This is a genomic window from Burkholderia sp. BCC1977 (assembly GCF_905339595.1).
In the GTDB taxonomy this organism is placed as follows: domain Bacteria; phylum Pseudomonadota; class Gammaproteobacteria; order Burkholderiales; family Burkholderiaceae; genus Burkholderia.
The window spans coordinates 115,408-137,372 of record NZ_CAJPGQ010000005.1 but is presented as its reverse complement, the minus strand read 5'-3'; the positions used below and the strand labels follow the sequence as shown (position 1 = coordinate 137,372).

The 21,965-nt window shown below is 68.8% G+C and carries 17 protein-coding genes; 4 read left to right on the top strand and 13 right to left on the bottom strand.

Annotated features, from left to right (window positions below):
- Nucleotides 1-2: 2 nt before the first annotated feature.
- The 3 genes from gshA to U5771_RS06680 all read right to left on the bottom strand — a co-directional run bounded on the left by gshA (nucleotide 3) and on the right by U5771_RS06680 (nucleotide 3,421).
- Entirely contained in the window at nucleotides 3-1,292 is a 1,290-nt protein-coding gene (gshA, locus tag U5771_RS06690) for a glutamate--cysteine ligase (RefSeq protein ID WP_044848231.1), read from the bottom strand.
- Nucleotides 1,293-1,534: 242 nt separating this feature from the next.
- Nucleotides 1,535-3,049 (bottom strand): ammonium transporter, encoded by a 1,515-nt coding sequence (locus U5771_RS06685; RefSeq protein WP_322023249.1) that lies wholly within the window; start codon nucleotides 3,047-3,049, stop codon nucleotides 1,535-1,537.
- A gap of 33 nt (nucleotides 3,050-3,082) precedes the next feature.
- Nucleotides 3,083-3,421 (bottom strand): P-II family nitrogen regulator, encoded by a 339-nt coding sequence (locus U5771_RS06680; RefSeq protein ID WP_006398175.1) that lies wholly within the window; start codon nucleotides 3,419-3,421, stop codon nucleotides 3,083-3,085.
- Nucleotides 3,422-3,787: 366 nt separating this feature from the next.
- Here U5771_RS06680 and U5771_RS06675 point away from each other — a divergent pair, with 366 nt between their 5' ends.
- Nucleotides 3,788-4,039 carry an accessory factor UbiK family protein gene (locus tag U5771_RS06675; protein ID WP_006398174.1) on the top strand — a complete coding sequence of 84 codons (252 nt, stop codon included), beginning with the start codon at nucleotides 3,788-3,790 and terminating at the stop codon, nucleotides 4,037-4,039.
- 275 nt (nucleotides 4,040-4,314) lie between these two features.
- On the top strand, nucleotides 4,315-6,081 hold the full coding sequence (locus U5771_RS06670; protein ID WP_322023248.1) for a YifB family Mg chelatase-like AAA ATPase: 1,767 nt from the start codon (nucleotides 4,315-4,317) through the stop codon (nucleotides 6,079-6,081).
- A gap of 333 nt (nucleotides 6,082-6,414) precedes the next feature.
- Here U5771_RS06670 and U5771_RS06665 read toward each other — a convergent pair whose 3' ends face one another.
- Nucleotides 6,415-6,987 carry a hypothetical protein gene (locus U5771_RS06665; protein WP_322023247.1) on the bottom strand — a complete coding sequence of 191 codons (573 nt, stop codon included), beginning with the start codon at nucleotides 6,985-6,987 and terminating at the stop codon, nucleotides 6,415-6,417.
- A gap of 163 nt (nucleotides 6,988-7,150) precedes the next feature.
- Between U5771_RS06665 and U5771_RS06660 the strand changes: the two genes are divergently transcribed.
- The gene (locus U5771_RS06660) at nucleotides 7,151-7,687 is read left to right on the top strand and encodes a TlpA disulfide reductase family protein (protein ID WP_322023246.1); all 537 of its coding nucleotides are present in this window, start codon (nucleotides 7,151-7,153) and stop codon (nucleotides 7,685-7,687) included.
- A gap of 97 nt (nucleotides 7,688-7,784) precedes the next feature.
- Here U5771_RS06660 and U5771_RS06655 read toward each other — a convergent pair whose 3' ends face one another.
- The 9 genes from U5771_RS06655 to U5771_RS06615 form a co-directional block, all read right to left on the bottom strand.
- Complete coding sequence (locus U5771_RS06655; RefSeq protein ID WP_044846740.1) at nucleotides 7,785-9,140, bottom strand: sigma-54-dependent transcriptional regulator; 1,356 nt, start codon at nucleotides 9,138-9,140, stop codon at nucleotides 7,785-7,787.
- 88 nt (nucleotides 9,141-9,228) lie between these two features.
- The gene (locus tag U5771_RS06650) at nucleotides 9,229-11,238 is read right to left on the bottom strand and encodes a sensor histidine kinase (protein ID WP_322023245.1); all 2,010 of its coding nucleotides are present in this window, start codon (nucleotides 11,236-11,238) and stop codon (nucleotides 9,229-9,231) included.
- Between the two features lie 4 nt (nucleotides 11,239-11,242).
- The gene (locus U5771_RS06645) at nucleotides 11,243-12,532 is read right to left on the bottom strand and encodes a dicarboxylate/amino acid:cation symporter (RefSeq protein WP_322023244.1); all 1,290 of its coding nucleotides are present in this window, start codon (nucleotides 12,530-12,532) and stop codon (nucleotides 11,243-11,245) included.
- 352 nt (nucleotides 12,533-12,884) lie between these two features.
- Nucleotides 12,885-14,570, bottom strand: coding sequence for a cation acetate symporter (locus tag U5771_RS06640; protein ID WP_322023243.1), 1,686 nt, complete (start codon nucleotides 14,568-14,570; stop codon nucleotides 12,885-12,887).
- Between the two features lie 11 nt (nucleotides 14,571-14,581).
- Nucleotides 14,582-14,887 (bottom strand): DUF485 domain-containing protein, encoded by a 306-nt coding sequence (locus U5771_RS06635; protein WP_014895931.1) that lies wholly within the window; start codon nucleotides 14,885-14,887, stop codon nucleotides 14,582-14,584.
- Nucleotides 14,888-14,989: 102 nt separating this feature from the next.
- Nucleotides 14,990-16,195 (bottom strand): CaiB/BaiF CoA-transferase family protein, encoded by a 1,206-nt coding sequence (locus U5771_RS06630; RefSeq protein WP_322023242.1) that lies wholly within the window; start codon nucleotides 16,193-16,195, stop codon nucleotides 14,990-14,992.
- A 30-nt stretch (nucleotides 16,196-16,225) separates the two neighbouring features.
- Nucleotides 16,226-17,383, bottom strand: a complete 1,158-nt coding sequence (locus U5771_RS06625; protein ID WP_322023241.1) for an acyl-CoA dehydrogenase family protein — start codon at nucleotides 17,381-17,383, stop codon at nucleotides 16,226-16,228.
- Between the two features lie 14 nt (nucleotides 17,384-17,397).
- On the bottom strand, nucleotides 17,398-18,594 hold the full coding sequence (locus U5771_RS06620) for an acyl-CoA dehydrogenase family protein (RefSeq protein WP_322023240.1): 1,197 nt from the start codon (nucleotides 18,592-18,594) through the stop codon (nucleotides 17,398-17,400).
- Between the two features lie 29 nt (nucleotides 18,595-18,623).
- On the bottom strand, nucleotides 18,624-20,759 hold the full coding sequence (locus U5771_RS06615; RefSeq protein ID WP_322023239.1) for a 3-hydroxyacyl-CoA dehydrogenase NAD-binding domain-containing protein: 2,136 nt from the start codon (nucleotides 20,757-20,759) through the stop codon (nucleotides 18,624-18,626).
- 233 nt (nucleotides 20,760-20,992) lie between these two features.
- Here U5771_RS06615 and U5771_RS06610 point away from each other — a divergent pair, with 233 nt between their 5' ends.
- Nucleotides 20,993-21,955, top strand: coding sequence for a LysR family transcriptional regulator (locus U5771_RS06610; protein ID WP_322023238.1), 963 nt, complete (start codon nucleotides 20,993-20,995; stop codon nucleotides 21,953-21,955).
- The last annotated feature ends 10 nt before the right edge of the window (nucleotides 21,956-21,965 follow it).

Sequence of the window (21,965 nt, the reverse complement as noted above, 5' to 3'; positions counted from 1 at the left end):
CGTTACACCTGGATGGCTTCGGGATCGGTCTTTTCCAGTTCGATCGACGACGCGATCAGCGACAGGCGCGCAACGACGCCGTACATGTAGAAACGGTTCGGCGGCGCGGCGCCCGGCTTCGCGCCGGCATCCGGCAGCGCGGTGTGCTCGAAGCCGAGCGGCACGTAGTGCATGCCGGGCGCGTTCAGGTTCTGGTCGCGCTCGCGGCCGCCGTGCGTGCGGTAGAAACCGCCGACCACGTAGCGGTCGATCATGTATACGACCGGCTCCGCGACTTCGTCGCCGACGCGCTCGAACGTATAGACGCCTTCCTGCACGATCACGTCGCGCACCGCGAGGCCGGCCTTCGACTCGGCCATCTGCGCGCGCTCGGCCTTCGACATGCGGCCGATCTCGGCCGCATCGTGCACGGTCATCACGCCGCGCCCGGCGGTGCCGGCGTCGGCCTTCACGACGACGTACGGCTTTTCGCTGATGCCGTATTCGCGGTACTTGCGCGCAATCTTCTTCAGCACGCCGTCGATCGCGTCGGCGAGCGCCTGCTCGCCTTCATGCGCCTGCCAGTCGACGCCTTCGACGTGCGCGAAATACGGATTCACCATCCACGGATCGACGCCGACCATCTTCGCGAACTTCTTCGCGACGTCGTCGTAGCACGAGAAGTGCGTCGACTTGCGGCGCACGGCCCAGCCCGCGTGCAGCGGCGGCAGCAGGTACTGCTCGTGCAGGTTTTCCAGCACGGCGGGAATCCCGGCCGACAGGTCGTTGTTCAGCAGGATCGAGCACGGATCGAAATTCTTCAGGCCGAGGCGGCGCTGCGAACGCTCGAGCGGTTCGAGCACGATCTTCTGGCCGTCGGCCAGCGTGATCGGCGTCATGTCGGTGATGCTCGGGTCGAGCGAGCCGAAGCGCACGTTCAGGCCGGCCTGGCGCATGATCGTCGCGAGCCGCGCGACGTTTTCCAGGTAGAACGCGTTGCGGGTCGGCAGCTCGGGAATCACGAGCAGGTTCTTCGCGTCCGGGCAGATCTTCTCGATCGCGGCCATCGCGGCCTGGACGGCGAGCGGCAGCACTTCGGACGGCAGATTATTGAACGCGCCGGGGAACAGGTTCGCGTCGACGGGCGCCAGCTTGAAGCCGGCGTTGCGCAGGTCCACCGAACAATAGAACGGCGGGGTGTGTTCCTGCCATTCGAGCCTGAACCAGCGTTCGATCGCAGGCGTCGCGTCGAGGATCTTCTGCTCGAGTTCGAGCAGCGGACCGTTCAACGCGGTAACGAGGTGGGGAACCATGAATCACTCGCGAGCGGGAGAATGAAGATTGTAGAGCAATTGCCTCGCCCATTTGGGGATTGTTCCCGGCTTCACAAGGACTTGGAGGAAGTTTTCGGCTATTGACCCGATAGACCGAAGGGTTATGCGCTACGGCAGCAGGAGACAGGAGAAAAAAAGCCCGCCGGGTAGGCGGGCCGAAATCGCTGCGCTCATTCGTCGCGGGCGCCGTCTGCGCGGCGGCCCGCCGTCATCCGTACGACTTATTCGACGTGCTCGCCGTGCAGCACCACGTCGAGGCCTTCGCGCTCTTCCTCTTCGGTCACGCGCAGGCCGATCGTCAGGTCGATCAGCTTCAGCAGCACGAAGCTCAGCACGCCGCTGTACACCAGCGTGATCAGCACGCCCTTCGCCTGCAGCAGCAGGCTGCCGTCGGCGCCGCCGATGTCCTTGACCGCGAATACCCCGGTCAGCAGCGCGCCGAGAATCCCGCCGATGCCGTGCACGCCGAACGCGTCGAGCGAGTCGTCGTAGCCGAGCTTCGACTTGAGCCACGTCGCCGACCAGAAGCACACGACGCCGGCCGCGATGCCGATCACGAGTGCACCCGTCACGCCGACGAAGCCGGCGGCCGGCGTGATCGCGACGAGACCCGCGACCGCGCCCGACACGATGCCGAGCACCGACGGCTTGCCGTGCGAGACCCACTCGGCGAACATCCAGCCGAGCGCCGCGCAGGCCGTCGCGACTTGCGTCGTCAGCATCGCGAAGCCGGCGCGGCCGTCGGCCGCGACCGCCGAACCCGCGTTGAAGCCGAACCAGCCCACCCACAGCATCGAGCCGCCGATCATCGTCAGCACGAGGTTGTGCGGCGCCATCGATTCACGGCCGAAGCCGACGCGCTTGCCGAGCATCAGGCACGACACGAGGCCCGCGATACCGGCGTTGATGTGCACCACCGTGCCGCCCGCGAAGTCGAGCACGCCGTCCGACGACAGCCAGCCGGTCGGCTCCCACACCATGTGCGCGATCGGCACATAGACGATCAGCGACCAGAGCGTCATGAACACGAGCATCGCCGAGAACTTCATCCGGTCGGCGAACGCGCCGCAGATCAGTGCCGGCGTGATGATCGCGAACGTCATCTGGTAGACGAAGTAGACCGACTCCGGAATCGTCGTCGCCAGGTGGCTGACGGTCAGCGTGGTCGCCTTGTCGCCCTTCACGTAGGTCATCCCGTGCAGGAACGCGCGCGACAGCCCGCCGATGAAGCCGTTGCCCGGCGTGAACGCGAGGCTGTAGCCGACCACCGTCCACAGCACCGTGATCACCGCGGTGATCGCGAAGCTCTGCATCACGGTCGCGAGCACGTTCTTCTTGCGGACCATGCCCGCGTAGAACAGCGCGAGGCCGGGGATCGTCATGAACAGCACGAGCGCGGTGGACGTCAGCATCCACGCGGTGTCGCCGGCACTGATCTTCGACGAATCGACGGAGAACGGCTCGGTCGGCGCGGCGGGCGCGGCCGGCGCGGACGCGGCGGCGGCAGCCGATGCGTCGGCGGCGCCCGAAGCGGGTGCGGCGGCAGCGGCCGGTGCCGATGCGTCCGTGGCGGCCGGCGCCGAAGCGGCCGGAGCGGCGGCTGCCGATGCGTCGGAAGCCGTGGCGGCGGGCGCGGACGCAGCCGCGGCGGAAGCCGCGTCGTCAGCGAGCGCGGGGCCGACGCCGGCCGCGATCAGCGAGCCGGCCATCAGCAGGGACATCAGAAGTTTGCGCATCTCGGGTTTCCTCTTGTCGCTTGTCTTTGTCTGTTACAGCGCGTCTGCGCCGGTCTCCCCGGTCCGGATCCGGATCACCTGCTCGATCGGCGTGACGAAGATCTTTCCGTCGCCGATCTTGCCGGTGCGCGCGGCCCGCTCGATCGCCTCGACCGCCTGGTCGACGAGATCGTCGGACACGGCCGCCTCGATCTTCATCTTCGGCAGGAAATCGACCACGTATTCGGCGCCCCGGTACAGCTCGGTGTGCCCCTTCTGGCGCCCGAACCCTTTCACCTCCGTCACCGTGATGCCCGAGACGCCGAGCGCGGAGAGCGCTTCGCGCGTCTCATCGAGCTTGAACGGCTTGATGATTGCGGTAATCAGTTTCATGAAGTCCTCTCGCTGGGTGGTCCCGTCGAATTGGTTGGAATGGTGTAACGGTCTCTCCTCAGCAACTCGCATGCCATGTTCGTGCGAGCACCGTCTCGAATGGCTCTGAAACGGGGTCGCATCGCGGGCTGAAAGGTGCGGAAAGGTGCGGAAGCCCGGCCGAATGGTCAACGTGGCCCAGGTTTGCTGGCGCGCCGAAAGGATCATTGCTAGAGTGCACGCACGTCCCGGACCACCGGGCCATTCACCCATGCGGGCGCCATGCCCGGAATTCGCGCCGCGGGCGCACCATTTCCGGTCATGCGTGCATCATGGGCACGTACGCAACTGAAGATGCACATTTTTTGTGCAAGGAAGGGAAATCTCATGAAGCAACCCAGCGATGTTTTCAACGACCTGCAGTCGCGCGTCAGCGACCTGCTGAAAAACTCGCCGGCGAAGGATGTCGAGCGCAACGTGAAGGCCATGCTGTCGCAAGGCTTCTCGAAGCTCGATCTCGTCACGCGCGAGGAGTTCGACACGCAGGCACAGGTGCTCGCCCGCACCCGCGTGCGTCTCGAGGAACTCGAGAAGCGCGTCGCGGAACTCGAGCAGAAGCTCGCAGCGTCCCAGGCCTGACGCCCCACCCGACCGACAGGTCCGGGCGCGGGCCGCCTCGTGCGGTCCGCGCCTGACACCCGGAAGTCAGCCAGCTGTTCCGTCGTTCTACGCAGTTCCTCGCTCTTCGCTGTTCCTCGCTCTTCGCTGTTCCTCGTTCTTCGCTGTTCCCCGCTCTTCGTCGTTCCTCGTTCTTTCCCGCGCCACGCCGGCAAGCGCGCACCGATTCCTCCGCTTTCCGCGGCATGCGGCCCGAACGGCCGTTGCCCGTCCGATTCATTTACAGGAGCCTCGCCATGTCGCTCGCCGTGGTGCGCAGTCGCGCGCCGGCGGCCGGTCGCGCGCCGGACGTCACCGTCGAAGTCCATCTTGCCAACGGGTTGCCGTCGTTCTCGATCGTCGGCCTGCCCGATCTCGAAGTCCGCGAAAGCCGCGAGCGCGTACGCGCCGCGCTGCAGAACTGCGGCTTCGACTTCCCCGTCAGGCGCATCACCGTCAATCTCGCGCCGGCCGACCTGCCGAAGGAGTCGGGCCGCTTCGACCTGCCGATCGCGCTCGGCATCCTCGCCGCGAACGGCCAGCTCCCGGCCGACGCGCTGGCCGGCCGCGAATTCGCGGGCGAACTGTCGCTGACCGGCGCGCTGCGGCCGATGCGCGGCGCGTTCGCGATGGCGTGCGGCGCGGCGCGGGACTGGCGCGCGGGTCATGCCGGAGCGGGCCTCGGTTCCGGTCTCGGTTCCGGTCTCGGTTCCGGCCTCGGTTCCGGCCTCGGTTCCGGCCTCGGTTCCGGACTCGGTTCCGGTCTCGGTTCCGGACTCGGTTCCGGCCTCGGTTCCGGTCTCGGTTCCGGTCTCGGTTCCGGACTCGATTCAGGTCTCGATTCCAGCCGCCGTTCCGGTCTCGATTGCGTCGCGATATCCGGCGCGGCAGCCCTGTCGCGCCCGCCCGAGCTGTACCTGCCGCTCGACAGCGCGGCCGAGGCCGCGCTGGTGCCCGGCGTCACCGTGTTCGGCGCACCCGACCTCCCCGCGCTGTGCGCGCACCTGGCCGGTGCGCCGGATGCCCGGCTCGCGCCGGTCGCGGCGCCCTGCCTCGACGGCGCGCCGGCGCCGGCCGCGCCCGATCTCGCGGACGTCGTCGGCCAGCGCGGCGCCCGGCGCGCGCTGGAAGTCGCCGCCGCGGGCGGACACCACATGCTGATGATCGGGCCGCCCGGCGCGGGCAAGTCGATGCTCGCCGCGCGGCTGCCCGGCCTGCTGCCGCCGCTGACCGACGACGAGGCGCTGGCGTCGGCCGCGCTCCTTTCCGCGAGCCGCATCGGCTTCTCGCCCGCGCAGTGGCGGCGGCGGCCGTTCCGCGCACCGCACCATTCGTCGAGCGCCGCCGCGCTGGTCGGCGGCCGCAACCCGCCGCAGCCGGGCGAGATCACGCTCGCGCACCTCGGCGTGCTGTTTCTCGACGAGCTGCCCGAATTCGACCGGCACGTGCTGGAGATGCTGCGCGAGCCGCTCGAGGTCGGCCGCATCACGATCTCGCGCGCGGCGCAGCAGGCCGACTTCCCCGCCGCGTGCCAGCTGATCGCCGCGATGAACCCGTGCCCGTGCGGCTGGCACGGCGATCCGTCCGGGCGCTGCCGCTGCTCGCCCGACGTCGCCGCCCGCTACCTGCGCAAGCTGTCGGGGCCGCTGCTCGACCGCATCGACATCCAGATCGACCTGCCCGCGCTGTCGCCGGCCGAACTGGCGACGCGCGCGACGGCGCCCGGCGAACCGAGCGCGGCGGTCGCCGCACGGGTCGCCCAGGCGCGTGCGCTGCAACTCGACCGGCAGGGCAAGACCAATCACATGCTGAGCGGGCGCGAGACCGACGACCTGTGCCGGCCGACCGACGACGGCGAGCGGCTGCTGCGCGAGGCCGGCGAGCGCTTCGGCTGGTCGGCGCGCGCGTATTTCCGCGTGCTGAAGGTCGCGCGGACGATCGCCGACCTGGCCGGCGACCCGTTGCCGACGGCCGCGCAGATCGCCGAGGCGATCCGCTACCGGCGTGCGCTCACGGCGCTGTGAGCGCCCTCGGAGGACAAAATCCGGCTGTCAAGACTTGACTTATGCACAATTTCACGAATCCGGCCCCTGATCGCCATGCGCGGGCCCTCCTTCATCATGGAATCGGTATCCCTTTGTTTTTATTGATCTTTCCGAAAGGGAGCGCGCGCTGCCAATTGGGCCGGAAGACCGTCCGGCGCGGCTTTGCGGGAGATTCGGGCAACTTTTCAACAAAGTTATCCACATGCACTGTGGATAGTCGAAAAATCCCCGCAAAATCCGGCGATTAGCGTCGAAAGCTGCGAATGAACTTTCAATTGGCACGGCGTGTCCGAGCGCCCTCGCCGGCCGCTGTCAGTCGAGTTTGAACGAGCCGAGAAACTGGTCGAGCTGTTCCTGCGCGAGCGGCCCGTCGGCGATCGCGACGGCCTGGTACGCATGCCGGCCGCGCGCCACGAGCCGCGCGACGATCGTCTTGTGCGAGTGGTCGCCGCCGCTGGCCGCGCCCGTGACGCGCAGCTCGAGCCCGTTCACCGCGCCGCCGGCCGCGAGCGGCACCGGCACCGAGGCCGTCTGCGGCACGCCGTCGAGATTGCGCGACAGCCCGGCGCGCAGGAACTCGAGCGCCGCACGGCGCGTGTCGTCGCGGTCGTCGGGCAGCGTCAGCGTGCCGACCGCGAACACCGCGCCGTCCACATGCGCGGCCTGCATCCGCATCGGCATCGACGCGCCGCCGACCGCCACCGGCTGGTCCTCGACGGTCGGCTTCGCCGGCAGGTCGATCGTGTAGCCGGCGTCGTTGTGCAGCGTACGCCAGTCATATGACGGCGAGCACGCGGCCAGCGCCGCGCTCACGCATGCGAGCGCGGCGAAGTGTCGCAGCGGGCGAAAAAGGGGGCGCAACGAATCGATGACTTCCTTCGGCATGGCAGTGATGGGGACAGGCAAAACGCCCATTATCCGCCGAAGCCGACACCCGGGATGTGTGGCGGCCGCCGGTGCGCGCGCCGCATTCGCGCTAAAATAACTGCCGAATTTCGACGTCCTTTGCATCGATCCGCGTCATCGACCGACTCCGAGAGCACCGCAGATGAACACCACGCCTCCCGCCCAGCGCCGCACCGGCCCCGCACGCTATATCGTCGCGGCCGTCGTCGTCGCGGCCATCGCCATTGCCGGCTTCTTCGCGTTCAACGGCAAGTCCACCGTGCCGGACGCCACCTTCACGCTGCTGTCGGGCCAGAAAGTGTCGACGGCCGGCGACCTGAAGGGCAAGGTCTACCTCGTGAATTTCTGGGCGACGAGCTGCGCGACCTGCATGCAGGAAATGCCGCAGATGGTCGATACCTACAATCGCTTCAAGGGCCAGGGTCTGGAATTCGTCGCGGTCGCGATGAACTACGATCCGCCGATGTACGTCGCGAACTATGCGCAGACGCGCCAGCTGCCGTTCAAGGTCGCGCTCGACGACGGCAGCGTCGCGAAGCAGTTCGGCAACGTGCAGCTCACGCCGACGACCTTCGTCGTCGACAAGGACGGCAAGATCCTGAAGCGCTACGTCGGCGCCCCGCAATTCGCGGAACTCGACGCGCTGCTCAAGAAGGCGCTCGACAGCAACGCGGCCTGAGCGCCGCACGACCGGACGCGCAGGGCCGCCCGCCGCGCCCTCGTCCGCACCACGGACCGCACGACCGGCCAGCCCGGTTCCGCGGTCCGTGTCTTTTTCAGCGCTCGGTTTCGCCTTTCGCCGACAACCCGTAGCGCTTCATCTTCTCGTACAGGGTCGCCTTGCCGACATGCAGCCGGTCGGCCGTCGCGGCGACCGCGCCGCCCGTCTGGTTCAGCGCCTCGGCGATCACCGCGCGCTCGAACTGCTCGATGCGCTCCTTCAGCGTCTGGTCGCTCTCGGCATCGTCGCCGCTCGCACCGGCTTCCTGCGGCATGTCGGCCACGCCGAGCACGAAGCGGTCGGCCGCGTTGCGCAGCTCGCGCACGTTGCCGGGCCAGTCGCGCTGCATCAGGCTCGCGCGCTGCCGGTCGGTCAGCACGGGGGCCGGCCGCCCGTAGCGCACGGCCGCGTCGAGCATGAAGTGCTCGAACAGCGGCACGATGTCCTCGCGGCGCTCGGCGAGCGGCGGCAGCGCGATCGTCACGACGTTGAGCCGGTACAACAGGTCGCGCCGGAACGTGCCGGCCGCGACGAGCTCGCTCATGTCGCCCTTGGCGGCCGCGACCACGCGGCAGTTCACGCGGATCGGCTGGTTCGAACCGAGCCGCTCGAGCACGCCGTCCTGCAGCACACGCAGCAGCTTCACCTGCAGCGCGAGCGGCATGCTTTCGATTTCGTCGAGGAACAGCGTGCCGCCGGACGCATATTCGAGCTTGCCGACGCGGCGCTTCGCGGCACCGGTAAACGCGCCGGGCTCGTAGCCGAACATCTCCGACTCGAACATCGGCTCGGGCAGCGCGCCGCAGTTCACCGCGATGAACGGCTTGTCGCGACGCGGCGACAGCTCGTGCAGGCTGCGCGCGATCAGTTCCTTGCCGGCGCCCGTGTCGCCGTTGATCAGCACCGATGCGTCGGTGGGCGCGACGTTCGCGATCAGCTTGCGCACCTGTTCGATCGCCGGGCTGCGGCCGATGATGCGCGGCGCGACGATGTTCTGCCCGGCCAGCTCGCGCCGCAGCGCATGGTTCTCGAGCACGAGCTCGCGCCGCTCGAGCGCGCGACGCACCGTCTCGATCAGCCGCTCGGCCGCGAACGGCTTTTCGATGAAGTCGTACGCGCCGTCGCGCATCGCCTGCACGGCCATCGAGATATCGCCATGGCCGGTGACGAGGATCACCGGCACGTCGGGCACGCGCTCGCGGCACTGCGCGAGCAGGTCGAGCCCGCTCGCGCCGGGCAGCCGGATGTCGCTGACGATCGCGCCGGCGGTTTCCGCGACGATCGCCTTGTCGGCCGCCTCGGCCGATTCGAACCCGACGACGTCGAACCCCGCGAGCTGGAGGCTCTGCACGCTCGCCCGGCGAACGAGCGCATCGTCTTCGATATAGATCACTTGCAGCCGGTTGGCCATCGTAGTCACTTGCTCCTGACAGGCCGCGCGGCGGTGGTGCGCGCGCGGCTCTCGTTGATGCCGGTCATGCGACCGGGTCTGCGGCGGGCTAGCGCGAGCCCGCCGGCTCGGACACGGAGTCCGGATGATGCGTGCGTGCGCGGCGCAGCGTCAAGACGAACAACGCGCCGCCGGACGGCGCGTTGCGCGCGGTCAGCGCGCCGCCCGCGTCGCTCGCGATCGACGACGAGATCGCGAGGCCGAGCCCGAGCCCGCGCCCCATTTCCTTGGTCGTGAAGAACGGCTCGAACAAACGCGGCAGCAAATCGGGCGCGATGCCGGAACCGTTGTCGCGCACCTCGACCGCGAGCGTCGCGACCGACACGCCAACCGTCACTTCGATCGCCGGTGCCGCGACGCCTGCGACCGCGTCGAGCGCGTTGCCGAGCAGGTTGATCAGCACCTGTTCGAGGCGCAGGTCCTCGCAACGGGCGACGAGTTCCGGATAATCGCGCGCCAGGTCGAGCGGCGCGTCCTGCGCGGGCGACACGGTCGCATCCTGCAGCGTCAGCGTGAGCGCGACGCCGCGCAACCGGTCGCCGAGCAGCGACAGCACGCTGCGCAGCGCACGCACGACGAGCGCCTGTTCGTTGCGCGGCTTCGCACGGCCGACGAACAGCTTCAGCTGGTTGGTGATCTTGCCCATCCGCTCGGTCAGCGCGGCGATCGCCTCGAGGTTCTCGCGCGCGGCCGCCTGCTCGCCGCGATCGAGCAGCACGCGCGTGTTGTCCGAGAAGCTGCGCAACGCCGCGAGCGGCTGGTTCAGTTCATGCGTGATGCCGGCCGCCATCTGGCCGAGCGCGGCGAGCTTGCTCGCCTGGATCAGTTCGTCGTGCGCGGCGCGCAATTCCTGTTCCGCGCGGATCCGGTCGCCCACTTCCTTCTGCAATTGCTCGTTCGCTTCCGACAGGTCGGCCGTGCGCTCCTCGACGCGCCGGTTCAGCTCCGCGTACGCCTGCTGCAGCAGCGCGCGGCCGCGGATCATCTCGCGCACCCGTGCGCGGCGCATGCGCCAGTAGAACGCGAGCAACGCGACCGACACGAAGCCGAAGCCCGTGACGATCGTCGCGTTGCGCGCGTCGGCGTCGATCGGCGCGATCGGCGCGAGCGTGACGAGCAGCCAGTCGGGCTCGCCGATCCGCCGCTTGCTGGCGAGGAAGCGCGGCGCGCGCAGGCCGGGACCGAGGCGCACGATCTCCGCATCGGCGCCGAGCACCTGCTCGACGCGCAGCGGCAGCGGCGTGACGGGCTGCTGCGCGTACTGGCGCGTCTCGTAGATCGACGCGGCGACGGGCCCCGTCACCGGATGCAGCGTGTGGTACTTCCATGCGGGCACGGACGACAGGAACACGACGCCGTGATCGTCCGCGACGACGAGCGGTTCGGACGCATCGGCGCCCTGGAACCATTCGAGATTGAGCTTCACGACGACGACGCCCGCGATCTTGCCGTCGCGCCATACCGGCTGCGAGATGTAATAGCCGGGGTCGCGCGAGATCGTGCCGATCCCGAAGAAGCGGCCGACCTGGCCGTTCATCGCGTCCATGAAATACGGGCGGAAGCGGTATCCGATCCCGACGAAGCTGTCGGGCGCGCGCCAGTTGCTGGCGGCGACGCACAGGCCGTCCGCGCCGATCACGTAGGTGACGGTCGCGTGCGCGTGTTCGTTGAGGTCTTCGAGATAGCGGTTCGCGCGCGCGGTGAAATCGGCGCGCTTCGGCTCGGTGAGCAGGTCCAGCACGTACGGATGGCTGCCGAGCAGATAAGGCAGCGATTCGTAGCGGTCGAGCGTGCTCTTGAGCGCGTTGGTGGTGCGGTCGACGCGCACCGCGGCGTTGCGCTGCAACTCGGCGACGCCGCGCCGCCACGTGATGGTCCACGTCAGCGCGCACGCCGCCGCGAGCGCGGCGGCAAGCATGACGAGGATGAGCAGGCGGCGCTTCACGGACGTGACTTCCTGGCGATGCGGATCGCCTATTGTGTCATAGGGCTCCTCGTCGCTACCGCGGCCGCCGCGCGGCGCGCCGCCCGCGGGCGGTGCCGCCGCCTGCTCCTTCATGATGTCAGACGCCGGCCGTCTCGGTCGTCGTGACTTCGCCGCCACCGGTCAGCGCCTGGCGCAGCTTGTTGCGGTCGAGCTCCTTCTCCCAGGCCGACACGACCACGGTTGCGACGCCATTGCCGACGATGTTGGTCAGCGCGCGGCATTCGCTCATGAAGCGGTCGATGCCGAGGATCAGCACCATGCCCGACAGCGGGATCGTCGGCACGACGGCGAGCGTCGCGGCGAGCGTGATGAAGCCCGCGCCCGTGACGCCGCTCGCGCCCTTCGACGTCAGCATCGCGACCGCCAGCAGCGTGAGCTGCTGCATCCACGTCAGTTCGATGTTGGTCGCCTGCGCGATGAACAGCACGGCCATCGTCATGTAGATGTTGGTGCCGTCGAGGTTGAACGAGTAGCCGGTCGGCACGACGAGGCCGACGACCGAACGCGAGCAGCCCGCCTTCTCGAGCTTTTCCATCAGCTGCGGCAGCGCGGCTTCCGACGAGCTCGTGCCGAGCACGATCAGCAGCTCTTCCTTGATGTACGACACGAAGCGGATGATCGAGAAGCCCGTGACGCGCGCGATCGCGCCGAGCACGACCAGCACGAACACGACCGACGTCAGGTAGAACGTGCCGATCAGCTTGAGCAGCGGCACCAGCGAGCCGACGCCGTACTTGCCGATCGTGAACGCCATCGCGCCGAACGCGCCGATCGGCGCCAGCTTCGTGACGATGTGCACGATGCCGAACAGCACGCGCGTGAGACCGTCGATGAAGTCGGTCACGACACGGCCGCGTTCGCCGAGGTGCGCGAGCACGCTGCCGAACAGCAGCGCGATCAGCAGGATCTGCAGGATTTCGCCCTGCGCGAACGCATCGACCATCGTGTTCGGGATGATGTGCATCAGGAAGTCGACCGTCGACTGCCCGTGCGCCTTCGCCGCGTACGATGCGACTTCCTTGCCGTTCAGCGTCGCCGGATCGATGTTGAAGCCGACGCCCGGACGCAGGATGTGCGTGGCCGCGAGGCCGAGCAGCAGCGCGAAGGTCGACACGATCTCGAAGTACAGCAGCGCCTTGCCGCCGACGCGGCCCACCTTCTTCATGTCCTCCATGCCGGCAATGCCGGTGACGACCGTACAGAAGATGATCGGGCCGATCACCATCTTGATCAGCTTGATGAAGCCGTCGCCGAGCGGTTTCATGTCGGTGGCGAGCGCCGGGTAGAAGTGGCCGAGGATCACGCCGACGATGATGGCGAAGATCACCTGCACATAGAGCACTTTGTAGAAGGGTTTCTTCTTCACGATGGTTCCTGCTGAAGTAGATGAGCCGATGGAAACGGCGTCACGCGCGCGGACGAATGTCAGGGGAAACGCACCCGCCCGCGCGGCTGCCGTGCCGCAACAAGCGATGCCTCAGGACGTCCGGAGGGGATGGAAGGCAGTGGTCATCGATTGTCTCCTTGGTTTAATAGTCGGGCCGGGGGGATGGCCGTGCTTTTCATATTGCAAGGTCGATGCCAGGTGTCCGGAACCCCTCAAACCGTTGTTTTCATTGTATTTCCCATAATGCGGCAGGCAAGGAAATCCGGGATTCCGGATTTCCGGAAAATATCCGTCCGGCGATCCGGACGGATGGATCGTTTCATCCGACGAATCAGTGCTGCACGGCCCGGCTCGCCAGCACGCCCGTCTGCGCGTAGAACTCCTGCTGCGTGAACGCATCGCGCTCGCGCCGCGCGCGCTCGCCGCGGTCCGCGAGCGAGCCGACGACGATCCCGACGAACGCGAGCGGCACCGACACGAGCGCCGGGTTGTCGAGGAACACCGGCGCATGCGCGTGGTGCAGCACGTCGACCCACACCGACTTCGACAGCACCGTCAGTGCCACCGCCGACACGAGGCCGAGGCCGCCGCCGAGCACCGCGCCGCGCGTCGTCATCCCGCGCCAGAAGATCGACATCGCGAGCACCGGGAAATTGGCGCTGGCGGCCACCGCCGCGACCAGGCCGACCATGAACGCGACGTTGACGTGCTCGAACAGGATCGACAGCGCGATCGCGACCGCGGACAACCCGATCGTCGCCGCGCGCGAGATGCGCATTTCCAGCCGCTCGTCGGGCTTGCCGCGCGCCCACATCTGCGCATACAGGTCGTGCGAGATCGTGGTCGCGCCGGCGAGCGTCAGCCCGGCGACCACCGCGAGGATCGTCGCGAACGTGACGGCCGCGATGAAGCCGTAGAACCAGTTGCCGCCGACCGCCTGCGCGAGCTTCACCGCGACCATGTTCGAGCCGCCGAGCAAGTCGTGCGTCAGGTTGAAGGTGCCGTTGGCGCCGAGCTTGAAGAACTCGGGATGCTGCGCGAGCAGCACGATCGCCGAGAAGCCGATCACGAAGGTCAGCAGGTAGAAGTAGCCGATGAAGCCGGTCGCGTAGAGCACCGACTTGCGCGCCTCCTTCGCGTTCGGCACCGTGAAGAAGCGCATCAGGATGTGCGGAAAGCCGGCGGTGCCGAACATCAGCGCGATGCCGAGCGACAGCGCGTTGGCCGGGTCGCGGATCAGCTTGCCGGGCCCCATGATCGACAGCGCGCCCGGATGCACGGCCACCGCGCGGCGGAACATCGCGTCGACGCTGAAGCCGAATTCGCCGAGCGCGAGCAACGCGAGCACCGTCGCGCCGCACAGCAGCAGCACGGCCTTGATCACCTGCACCCAGGTGGTCGCGGTCATCCCGCCGAAGAACACGTACACGACCATCAGCACGCCGACGATCAGCTCGGCCGTGCCGTACGACAGCCCGAACAGCAGCTGGATCAGCTTGCCCGCGCCGACCATCTGCACGACCAGGTACAGCACGACGATCGTCAGCGCGTTCGCGGACGTGAGCAGCCGGATCGGCCGCTGCGCGAAGCGGTACGCGACGACGTCGACGAACGTGAACTTGCCGAGGTTGCGCAGCGGCTCGGCGATCAGGAACATCACGAACGGCCAGCCGACCAGGAAGCCGATCGAGTAGATCAGCCCGTCGAAGCCGAACATGAACACCATCCCCGACAGGCCGAGGAACGATGCGGCCGACATGTAGTCGCCCGCGATCGCGAGCCCGTTCTGCAGCCCGGTGATGCCGCCGCCGGCCGTGTAGAAGTCGCGCGTCGAGCGCGTGCGGCGCGCGGCCCAGCGCGTGAGCGCGAGCGTCGCGAACACGAACGCGAAGAACATCGCGATCGCCACCGGGTTCAGCTCGACCTTGTCGGGCATCGGCCCCGCGACGCCGGTCGCGTGCGCGGCGGAGGAAACGAGAACGGTCAGCGCGCCAAGCGCGCTCGAAATGCGTCGCATGTCGGCCTCCGTCACGAACGCTGCAGGATCGCGTCGACGCGGCGGTCGAACGCACGGTTCGCGCGCAGCACGTAGCACGCGGTCAGGCCGATCGCGACCAGGATGATCGCGACGCCCGCGGCGATCCCGACCGTGGTGGTCGCGCCGCGGTACAGCGGCGCGGCCAGCACGTGCGGTGCGAGCGCGACGAGCAGGATGAAGCCGTAGTACGTGGCGATCATCAGCGCCGTCAGCGTGAAGCTGAAGCGGCGCCGCGCACGCACGAGCTGCTGGTAGTCACGGCGCGCCGTGACCGATTCGATGACGGAAAGCTCCATGGTGTCTCCAATGTCTCCTCGTCGTTCGCGAGGCGTGTCTTATGGATGGTCGGCGCGCGTCACCTGCTCCGCCCGCGCCGCGGCGGCACGGCATCAAACGCGTTACACGACGCGGTCCGCACGCAACCGCGCCAGCTCGTGTGCCGACAGCCCGAGCCAGCCGCCGAGCACGTCGTCCGTATCGGCGCCGAGCACCGGCGGCGCACCGCGCACCGGCAGGCGCGCGCCGTCGAAGCGGTACGGCGGCGCGAGCACGTCGACGCCGCCCGCGACCGGATGCGGCTGCCGCGTGACGAGCCCCGCGCGGGTCGCGCGCTCCGAGGTCAACGCGTCGTGCAGCCCGAGCACTTCGCCGCACGGGATGCCCGCGCCGGCCAGCGCCGCGAGCAGCGTCGCGCGCGGCCGCCGCGCGAGTTCGCGGCGGATCTCCGGCAGCAGCGCGGCGCGGTTCTCCGAGCGGCCGAGGTTGGTCTTGTAGCGTTCGTCCGCGGCGAGGTCGGGCCGCTCGATCGCGTCGCAGAAGCGCGCGAACTGCGTGTTGTTGCCGACCGTGATCACGAGCGGGCCGTCGGCCGCATCGAACACGCCGTACGGCACGATCGACGGATGCGCGTTGCCGTAGCGCGGCGGATCCTCGCCCATCAGCAACGCGTCGAGCCCGTAGTACGCGGTGATCATCAGCCCGCAGTCGAACAGCGCCATCTCGATGCGCCGTCCGCGCCCCGTCGCATGGCGCTCGTACAGCGCGGCGAGGATCGCCTGTGCCGAATACATGCCGGTGAACAGGTCGACCGCCGCGACGCCGAACTTCAGCGGCGGCTGGTCGGCCTCGCCGTTCAGCGCCATCAGCCCCGCCTCGCCCTGCACGACGAGGTCGTAGCCGGGCCGAGCGGCTTCGGGGCCCGACCGGTCGTAGCCCGAGATCGCGCAATGCACGAGCCGCGGATTCAGCTCGGCCAGCGTGTCGTAGCCGAGCCCGAGTTTTTCCGCGCCGCCGAACTTGAAGTTGTGGATCAGCACGTCGGCCTGCGCGGCCAGCTCGCGCGCGATGCGCTGCCCGGCTTCCGTCTGCAGGTCGACGCAGATCGACCGCTTGCTGCGGTTCACGCTGTTGAAGTAGGTCGTCTCGGTCGCGCCGATCCGCAACCCCCAGTCGCGCGTGTCGTCGCCGCGCGCCGGATGCTCGACCTTGATCACGTCCGCGCCGAAATCGGCGAGCACCATCGCGCTCCACGGGCCCGCGAGCACGCGCGAGAAATCGAGCACCTTCACGCCGGCCAGCGGCAACGCGCGCGGGTCGTTCGTCATCGTTGTCTCCTCCATTCGCGTTGTCCACCTTTATTGTTTCGACAGCGGTTTCGACAGCGCGATGTAGCGCGCGAGATGGTGATCCTCGTCGCCGAGCTGGTGATCGATCATCACGAGCCGCTTCGCGTAGTGCGACAGCGGCAGCTCCCACGTCATCCCGATCCCGCCGTGCAGCTGGATGCTTTCCTCGGCGACCAGCGTGCCGATCCGGCCGATGCTGTATTTGGCCGCCGCGAGCGCGCGCTCGCGCACCGCACGCGGCGCATCGAGCTGCGCGGCCGCGTTGATCACCGCCGAGCGCGCCTGCTCGACTTCGAGCAGCAGGTCGGCCATCCGGTGCTGCAGCGCCTGGAAGCTGCCGATCGGCAACCCGAACTGCTTGCGCGTGCGCAGGTAGTCGAGCGTCGCGTCCTTCGCGACATCCATCGCGCCGAGCGCCTCCGCCGACAGCGCGAGCAGGCCGTAGCCGATCACGCGTTCGAGCAGCGCGGCGCCCGCTTCGCCGTCGTGCGCGTCCGGCGCGCCGAGCGCGGCCTCGGCCGGCAGCACGACGCGCTCGAAGCTCACTTCGGCCGCGCGGCCGCCGTCGATCTTCCGGTAATCGCGCAACGACACGCCCGGCGCATCGGCCGGCACGACGAACAGGCCGATGCCGGCCGTGTCGTCGTCATGACCGGACACGCGTGCGCTGACGACGAAGAACGCCGCCTGCGCGGCCTGGTCGACGACGCCCTTCGCGCCCGTCAGCACCCAGCCGTCGCCGGCACGCTCGGCGCGCGTGCGCACGGTCGTCAGTTCGTAGTGCGAGCCCGGCTCGTCGTGCGCGAACGCGGCGCTCGCGCTGCCGTCGATCAGCGCGGCCAGCCGCGCGCGATGCGCGTCGCCGCCGGCGAGCGACAACGCGCGACCCGCGAGCAGCGCGCCGAGAAACGGCTCGACGACGAGCCCGCGCCCGAGGCATTCGAACACCACGGCGAGGTCGAAACCCGCGCCGCCGAAGCCGCCGTCGGCTTCGGGAAACAGCGCGCCGACCGCGCCGAGTTCGGCGAAGCGCTGCCACATCGCGCGATCGAACCCTTCGGCCGACTGCGCGATGCGGTCGCGCACCGGGAACGGGTACTGTTCGGCGATGAAGCGGTTCAACGTGTCCGCCAGCATCCGGCGGTCTTCTGTGTGCTGGAAATCCATCGTCGCGTCCCTCGTTACAGCCCGAGCATCATCTTCGCGATGATGTTCTTCTGGATCTCGTTCGAGCCGCCGAAGATCGACAGCTTGCGGTTGTTGAAGTACTGCTGCGCGGCGCTCGCGGCGTCGTCCGGGCCGATCGGCTCGCCGTCGTGGTCCGCGTCGAGCGCGTCTTCGACGAACGGCTGCGCGTACGGCCCCATCGCGCGACGCATCAGCGCGGTGATCTCCTGGCGGATCTGCGTGCCGCGGATCTTCAGCATCGAGCTTTCCGCACCCGGCACGCCGCCGCCCGCGACCGCGGCCAGCACGCGCAGGTTGGTCGTGCGCATGTTCTCGAGCTCGATCTCGACGCGCGCGACGCGTGCCGCGAAGAACGGATCGTCCGCGAGCGGCCGGCCGTTCTTCGTCACTTTCGCGGCGACCGCGCGCAGCCGGTCGAGCGCGGCCGTCGAGAAGCCGATTCCGGCGATGTTGGTGCGCTCGTACGTGAGCAGGTATTTCGCGTAGGTCCAGCCGCGGTTCTCTTCGCCGACCAGGTTCGCCACGGGCACGCGCACGTCGGTGAAGAACACTTCGTTCACCTCGTGCTCGCCGTCGAGCGTGATGATCGGGCGCACTTCGACGCCCGGCGTGTTCATGTCGATCAGCAGGAAGCTGATGCCCTCCTGCTTGCGCACGTCGGTCGCGGTGCGCACGAGACAGAAGATCATGTTCGCGTAGTGGCCGAGCGTGGTCCACGTCTTCTGGCCGTTCACGACGTAGTGATCGCCATGGCGTACCGCGCTCGTCTTCACCGCTGCGAGATCGGAACCGGCGCCCGGCTCCGAATAGCCCTGGCACCACCAGTCGGTGCCGTCCAGGATGCGCGGCAGCCAGTGGCGCTGCTGCGCTTCGCTGCCGTACTTGATCAGCACGGGCCCGAGCATGTTGACGCCGAACGGGACGATGCGCGGCGCGCCCGCGAGCGCGCATTCGTTGTCGAACAGGAACTTCTGCGCGACGCTCCAGCCGGGGCCGCCGTATTCGCGCGGCCAGTGGCTCGCGAGCCAGCCGCGCGCATTCAGGATCGCGTGCCATTCGCGCATGTCGTCGCGGGTCAGGTGCAGGCCGCCCTTCACCTTGCGCGCGAGGCGCGCCGGCAGTTCGGCGGCGAGGAAACGCTGCACTTCGGTGCGGAACGCTTCCTCTTCGGGCGTGAAATTGAGGTCCATCGTGAGTCCGTTGCGAATGCGGTTGGCGTTCAGTCGATGCGGTTCAGGCTCGCGAAATCCGCGCCGCGCTCGACCAGCTCGACGATCAGCGGCGAAGGTTTCCAGAACAGCGGATCCTCCTGCGCGAACGCGCGGATGTCGGCAAGCACGTTCGCGAGGCCGAGCGTGTCCGCGTAGTGCATCGGGCCGCCGCGATAGCGCGGGAAGCCGTAGCCGTACAGGAACACCGCGTCCACGTCGAGCGGGCGCAGCGCGATCTTCTCGTGCACGACATTCGCGCCTTCGTTGATCATCGCGGCGAGGTAGCGGCGCAGGATCTCGTCGTCGGTGAACGTGCGCGGCGCGATGCCCTTCTTCGCGCGCGCGTCGGCGACGATCGCCTCGACTTCCGGGTCCGGCGTGCCGACGCGCGCCCCGTCCGGATACAGGTAGTAGCCGCGCGCGGTCTTCTGCCCGAACCAGCCGCGCTCGCACAGCCGGTCGGAAATCTCCACGTAGCGCGCGCGCGGGTCGCGCGTCGCCGCGCGGCGCTTGCGGGTCGCCCAGCCGATGTCGCCGCCCGCGAGGTCGACCACCTGGAACGGCCCCATCGGGAAGCCGAATTCGCGCACCGCGCGATCGATCTGGTACGGCGACGCGCCGTCTTCCATCAGGTAGTCGGCCGCGGTGCGGTAGACCGCGAGGATCCGGTTGCCGATGAAGCCGTCGCACACGCCGGCGCGCACCGGCGTCTTCTTCAGCTGCTTCGCAAGCGCGAACGCGGTCGCGACGACGTCCGCGCTCACGCGGGCCGGCACGACGATCTCGAGCAGCTTCATCACGTTCGCCGGCGAGAAGAAATGCAGGCCGATCACGTCGGCCGGCCGGTCGATGCTGGCCGCCAGTTCGTCGATGTCGAGATACGACGTGTTGGTCGCGAGCACCGCGCCGGGCTTGCACACGCGCGCGAGTTCGGCGAACACCGCCTTCTTCACGGCCATGTCCTCGAACACCGCCTCGATCACGACATCGGCCTGCGCGAGCGCGTCGTACGACGTGCTGCCCTTGAAGCGCGCGAGCCGCGCCGCGTGCGCGGCCGGCGTCATCCGCCCCTTCGCGACGAGCCCGTCGTACACCTTCTCGACATGCGCGCGGCCGCGTGCGAGCGACGCTTCGTCGCGTTCGATCATCGTCACGGGCAGCCCGGCGTCGAGTGCCGCGACCGCGATGCCCGCGCCCATCGTGCCGCCGCCGACCACGCCGATCCGCTCGACCGGACGCGCGCTCGCGCGGCGCGCCTCGGGCGCCTTCGCCGCCTCGCGTTCCGCGAAGAACGCGTGCACGAGGCCCGCGCGCTGCGGGCTGTCGATGCATTGCAGGAACAGGCTGCGTTCGAGCTTCATCCCCACGTCGAACGACTGCGTGAGCGCGGCCTCGACCGCGTCGACGATCTTCGCCGGCGAGAACAGGCCGCGCGACTTCTTCGGCAGGTCGGCGCGCGCCGCGTCGATCGCGGCCTGCGCGGCCGCGCGATCGGCGAGCCCCTGCGCATCGCGGGTGCGCCGTGCCGGCGCGCCGAGCGACACGAGTTCCTGCGCATAGGCGAGACCTTCGGCGAGCGTGTCGTCGCTGTGCGCGATTCGATCGACGAGGCCGAGCGCGAGCGCTTCGTCGGCGCTCGCGTGACGCCCCGTCAGCATCAGGTCGAGCGCGGCCTTCGCGCCGATCAGGCGCGGCGCGCGCTGCGTGCCGCCCGCGCCGGGCAGCAGGCCGAGCGTGACCTCGGGCAGCCCGAGCTTCGCGCCGGGCACCGCGAGCCGGTAATGCGCGGCGAGCGCGACCTCGAGGCCGCCGCCGAGCGTCGCGCCGTGCAGCGCGACCACGACCGGTTTCGCGCTCGACTCGATCCGCTCGCACACGTCGGGCAGCGACGGCGGCACGGGCGGCTTGCCGAATTCGCGGATATCGGCGCCCGCGATGAAGTTGCGGCCGGCGCCGACGATCAGCACCGCGCGGATCGCGTCGTCGGCCTGCGCGGCAACGAGCGCGTCGGCGAGGCCGCGCCGCACGTCGGCGGACAGCGCGTTGACGGGCGGATGGTCGATCGTGACGACGAGCACCTTGTCGCGCCGTTCGCGCGTGACGGTGCCGGTCGAGGCGGGTGCGGAGGAAGCGGTTGAATCCATGATGTCTCCAGTGCGGTGCGCCGGGCGGGAGCCGCGGGACGGGTCGGCGGTGCCGGTTTCCGATCCGCATCCCGCGCGGCGGGAAACGATCCGGCGGTTTTGCCGATCATGACTCGATTCTCGATTGATCGAGATTCATTGACAATTCCCGCGCGGCTTTACAAGCTGTCAAGTCTGACTTGACACTGAATGCTTCCGGACTGTTAAACGGGACGGATCAGGAGACACCGCCCATGGACCTGAACGCGCTGACGCTGCTCGTCGAGATTCTCGACGCGGGCAACCTGAGCAAGGCCGCGCAGCGGCTCAAGATGAGCCGCGCGAACGTCAGCTACCGGCTGAACCAGCTCGAACGCTCGATCGGCCAGCAGCTCGTGCGCCGCACGACGCGCCGCATCGAGCCGACCGAGATCGGGCTGAAGCTGTACGAGCACGGCCGGCGCATCCGCAACGAGCTGCTCGCCGCGCAGGAATCGGTGACGACGCTCGGCCAGGACCTGCAGGGCCGCGTGCGGCTGTCGGTACCGAGCGGCTACGGGCAGATGGTGATGTCCGACTGGCTGCTCGCGTTCAAGCGGCTGCATCCGGGCATCGTGCTCGACGTGGTGTTCGAGAATCGCGTGGAGGACCTGATGCGCGACGAAGTCGACATCGCGATCCGCGTGATGTCCGAGCCGCCGCAGAACCTCGTCGCGCGCGACATGGGCGCGGTGCGCTACATCGCGTGCGCGTCGCCCGTGTTCGCGGCCGCGCACGGGATGCCCGCGAGCCTCGGCGCGCTGGCCGCCGCGCCGGTCGTCACCGCGACGGTGCTGGGGCGGCAGTTGCGGATCGCCGCGTATCTCGGCGACGAACGCCACGAAGTGCTGCTCGAGCCCACGCTGATTTCGGAGAACTTCCTGTTCCTGCGCCAGGCGATCCTCGCCGGGATCGGCGTCGGCATCGTGCCCGACTACGTGATGCAGGACGACATGCGGCGCGGCACGGTCGTCACGTCGCTCGACGCGTACCGGCTCAGCATCTTCGGCACGCACATGTACATGCTGTACATGCCGAACCGGCACCACACGCGCGCGACCGCGACGTTCATAGAGTTCATCCTCGAACAGGTCGGAAAGGCCGGCCGGGGCGGGCCCGGCGGGATGCGTCAGGGTTTCCTGTCTGATGACAATCCGCCGGCCGCACGGCGACAATAGCGCGCCGCGT

What these genes read in the sequence shown, in the direction of transcription:
- U5771_RS06670 (WP_322023248.1), top strand. Translation starts at nt 4,315, where the DNA reads ATGTCGCTCGCCGTGGTGCGCAGTCGCGCGCCGGCGGCCGGTCGCGCG.
- U5771_RS06625 (WP_322023241.1), bottom strand. Translation starts at nt 17,383, where the DNA reads ATGGATTTCCAGCACACAGAAGACCGCCGGATGCTGGCGGACACGTTG.
- gshA (WP_044848231.1), bottom strand. Translation starts at nt 1,292, where the DNA reads ATGGTTCCCCACCTCGTTACCGCGTTGAACGGTCCGCTGCTCGAACTC.
- U5771_RS06675 (WP_006398174.1), top strand. Translation starts at nt 3,788, where the DNA reads ATGAAGCAACCCAGCGATGTTTTCAACGACCTGCAGTCGCGCGTCAGC.
- U5771_RS06655 (WP_044846740.1), bottom strand. Translation starts at nt 9,140, where the DNA reads ATGGCCAACCGGCTGCAAGTGATCTATATCGAAGACGATGCGCTCGTT.
- U5771_RS06635 (WP_014895931.1), bottom strand. Translation starts at nt 14,887, where the DNA reads ATGGAGCTTTCCGTCATCGAATCGGTCACGGCGCGCCGTGACTACCAG.
- U5771_RS06620 (WP_322023240.1), bottom strand. Translation starts at nt 18,594, where the DNA reads ATGGACCTCAATTTCACGCCCGAAGAGGAAGCGTTCCGCACCGAAGTG.
- U5771_RS06685 (WP_322023249.1), bottom strand. Translation starts at nt 3,049, where the DNA reads ATGCGCAAACTTCTGATGTCCCTGCTGATGGCCGGCTCGCTGATCGCG.
- U5771_RS06680 (WP_006398175.1), bottom strand. Translation starts at nt 3,421, where the DNA reads ATGAAACTGATTACCGCAATCATCAAGCCGTTCAAGCTCGATGAGACG.
- U5771_RS06640 (WP_322023243.1), bottom strand. Translation starts at nt 14,570, where the DNA reads ATGCGACGCATTTCGAGCGCGCTTGGCGCGCTGACCGTTCTCGTTTCC.
- U5771_RS06610 (WP_322023238.1), top strand. Translation starts at nt 20,993, where the DNA reads ATGGACCTGAACGCGCTGACGCTGCTCGTCGAGATTCTCGACGCGGGC.
- U5771_RS06650 (WP_322023245.1), bottom strand. Translation starts at nt 11,238, where the DNA reads ATGAAGGAGCAGGCGGCGGCACCGCCCGCGGGCGGCGCGCCGCGCGGC.
- U5771_RS06615 (WP_322023239.1), bottom strand. Translation starts at nt 20,759, where the DNA reads ATGGATTCAACCGCTTCCTCCGCACCCGCCTCGACCGGCACCGTCACG.
- U5771_RS06660 (WP_322023246.1), top strand. Translation starts at nt 7,151, where the DNA reads ATGAACACCACGCCTCCCGCCCAGCGCCGCACCGGCCCCGCACGCTAT.
- U5771_RS06630 (WP_322023242.1), bottom strand. Translation starts at nt 16,195, where the DNA reads ATGACGAACGACCCGCGCGCGTTGCCGCTGGCCGGCGTGAAGGTGCTC.
- U5771_RS06665 (WP_322023247.1), bottom strand. Translation starts at nt 6,987, where the DNA reads ATGCCGAAGGAAGTCATCGATTCGTTGCGCCCCCTTTTTCGCCCGCTG.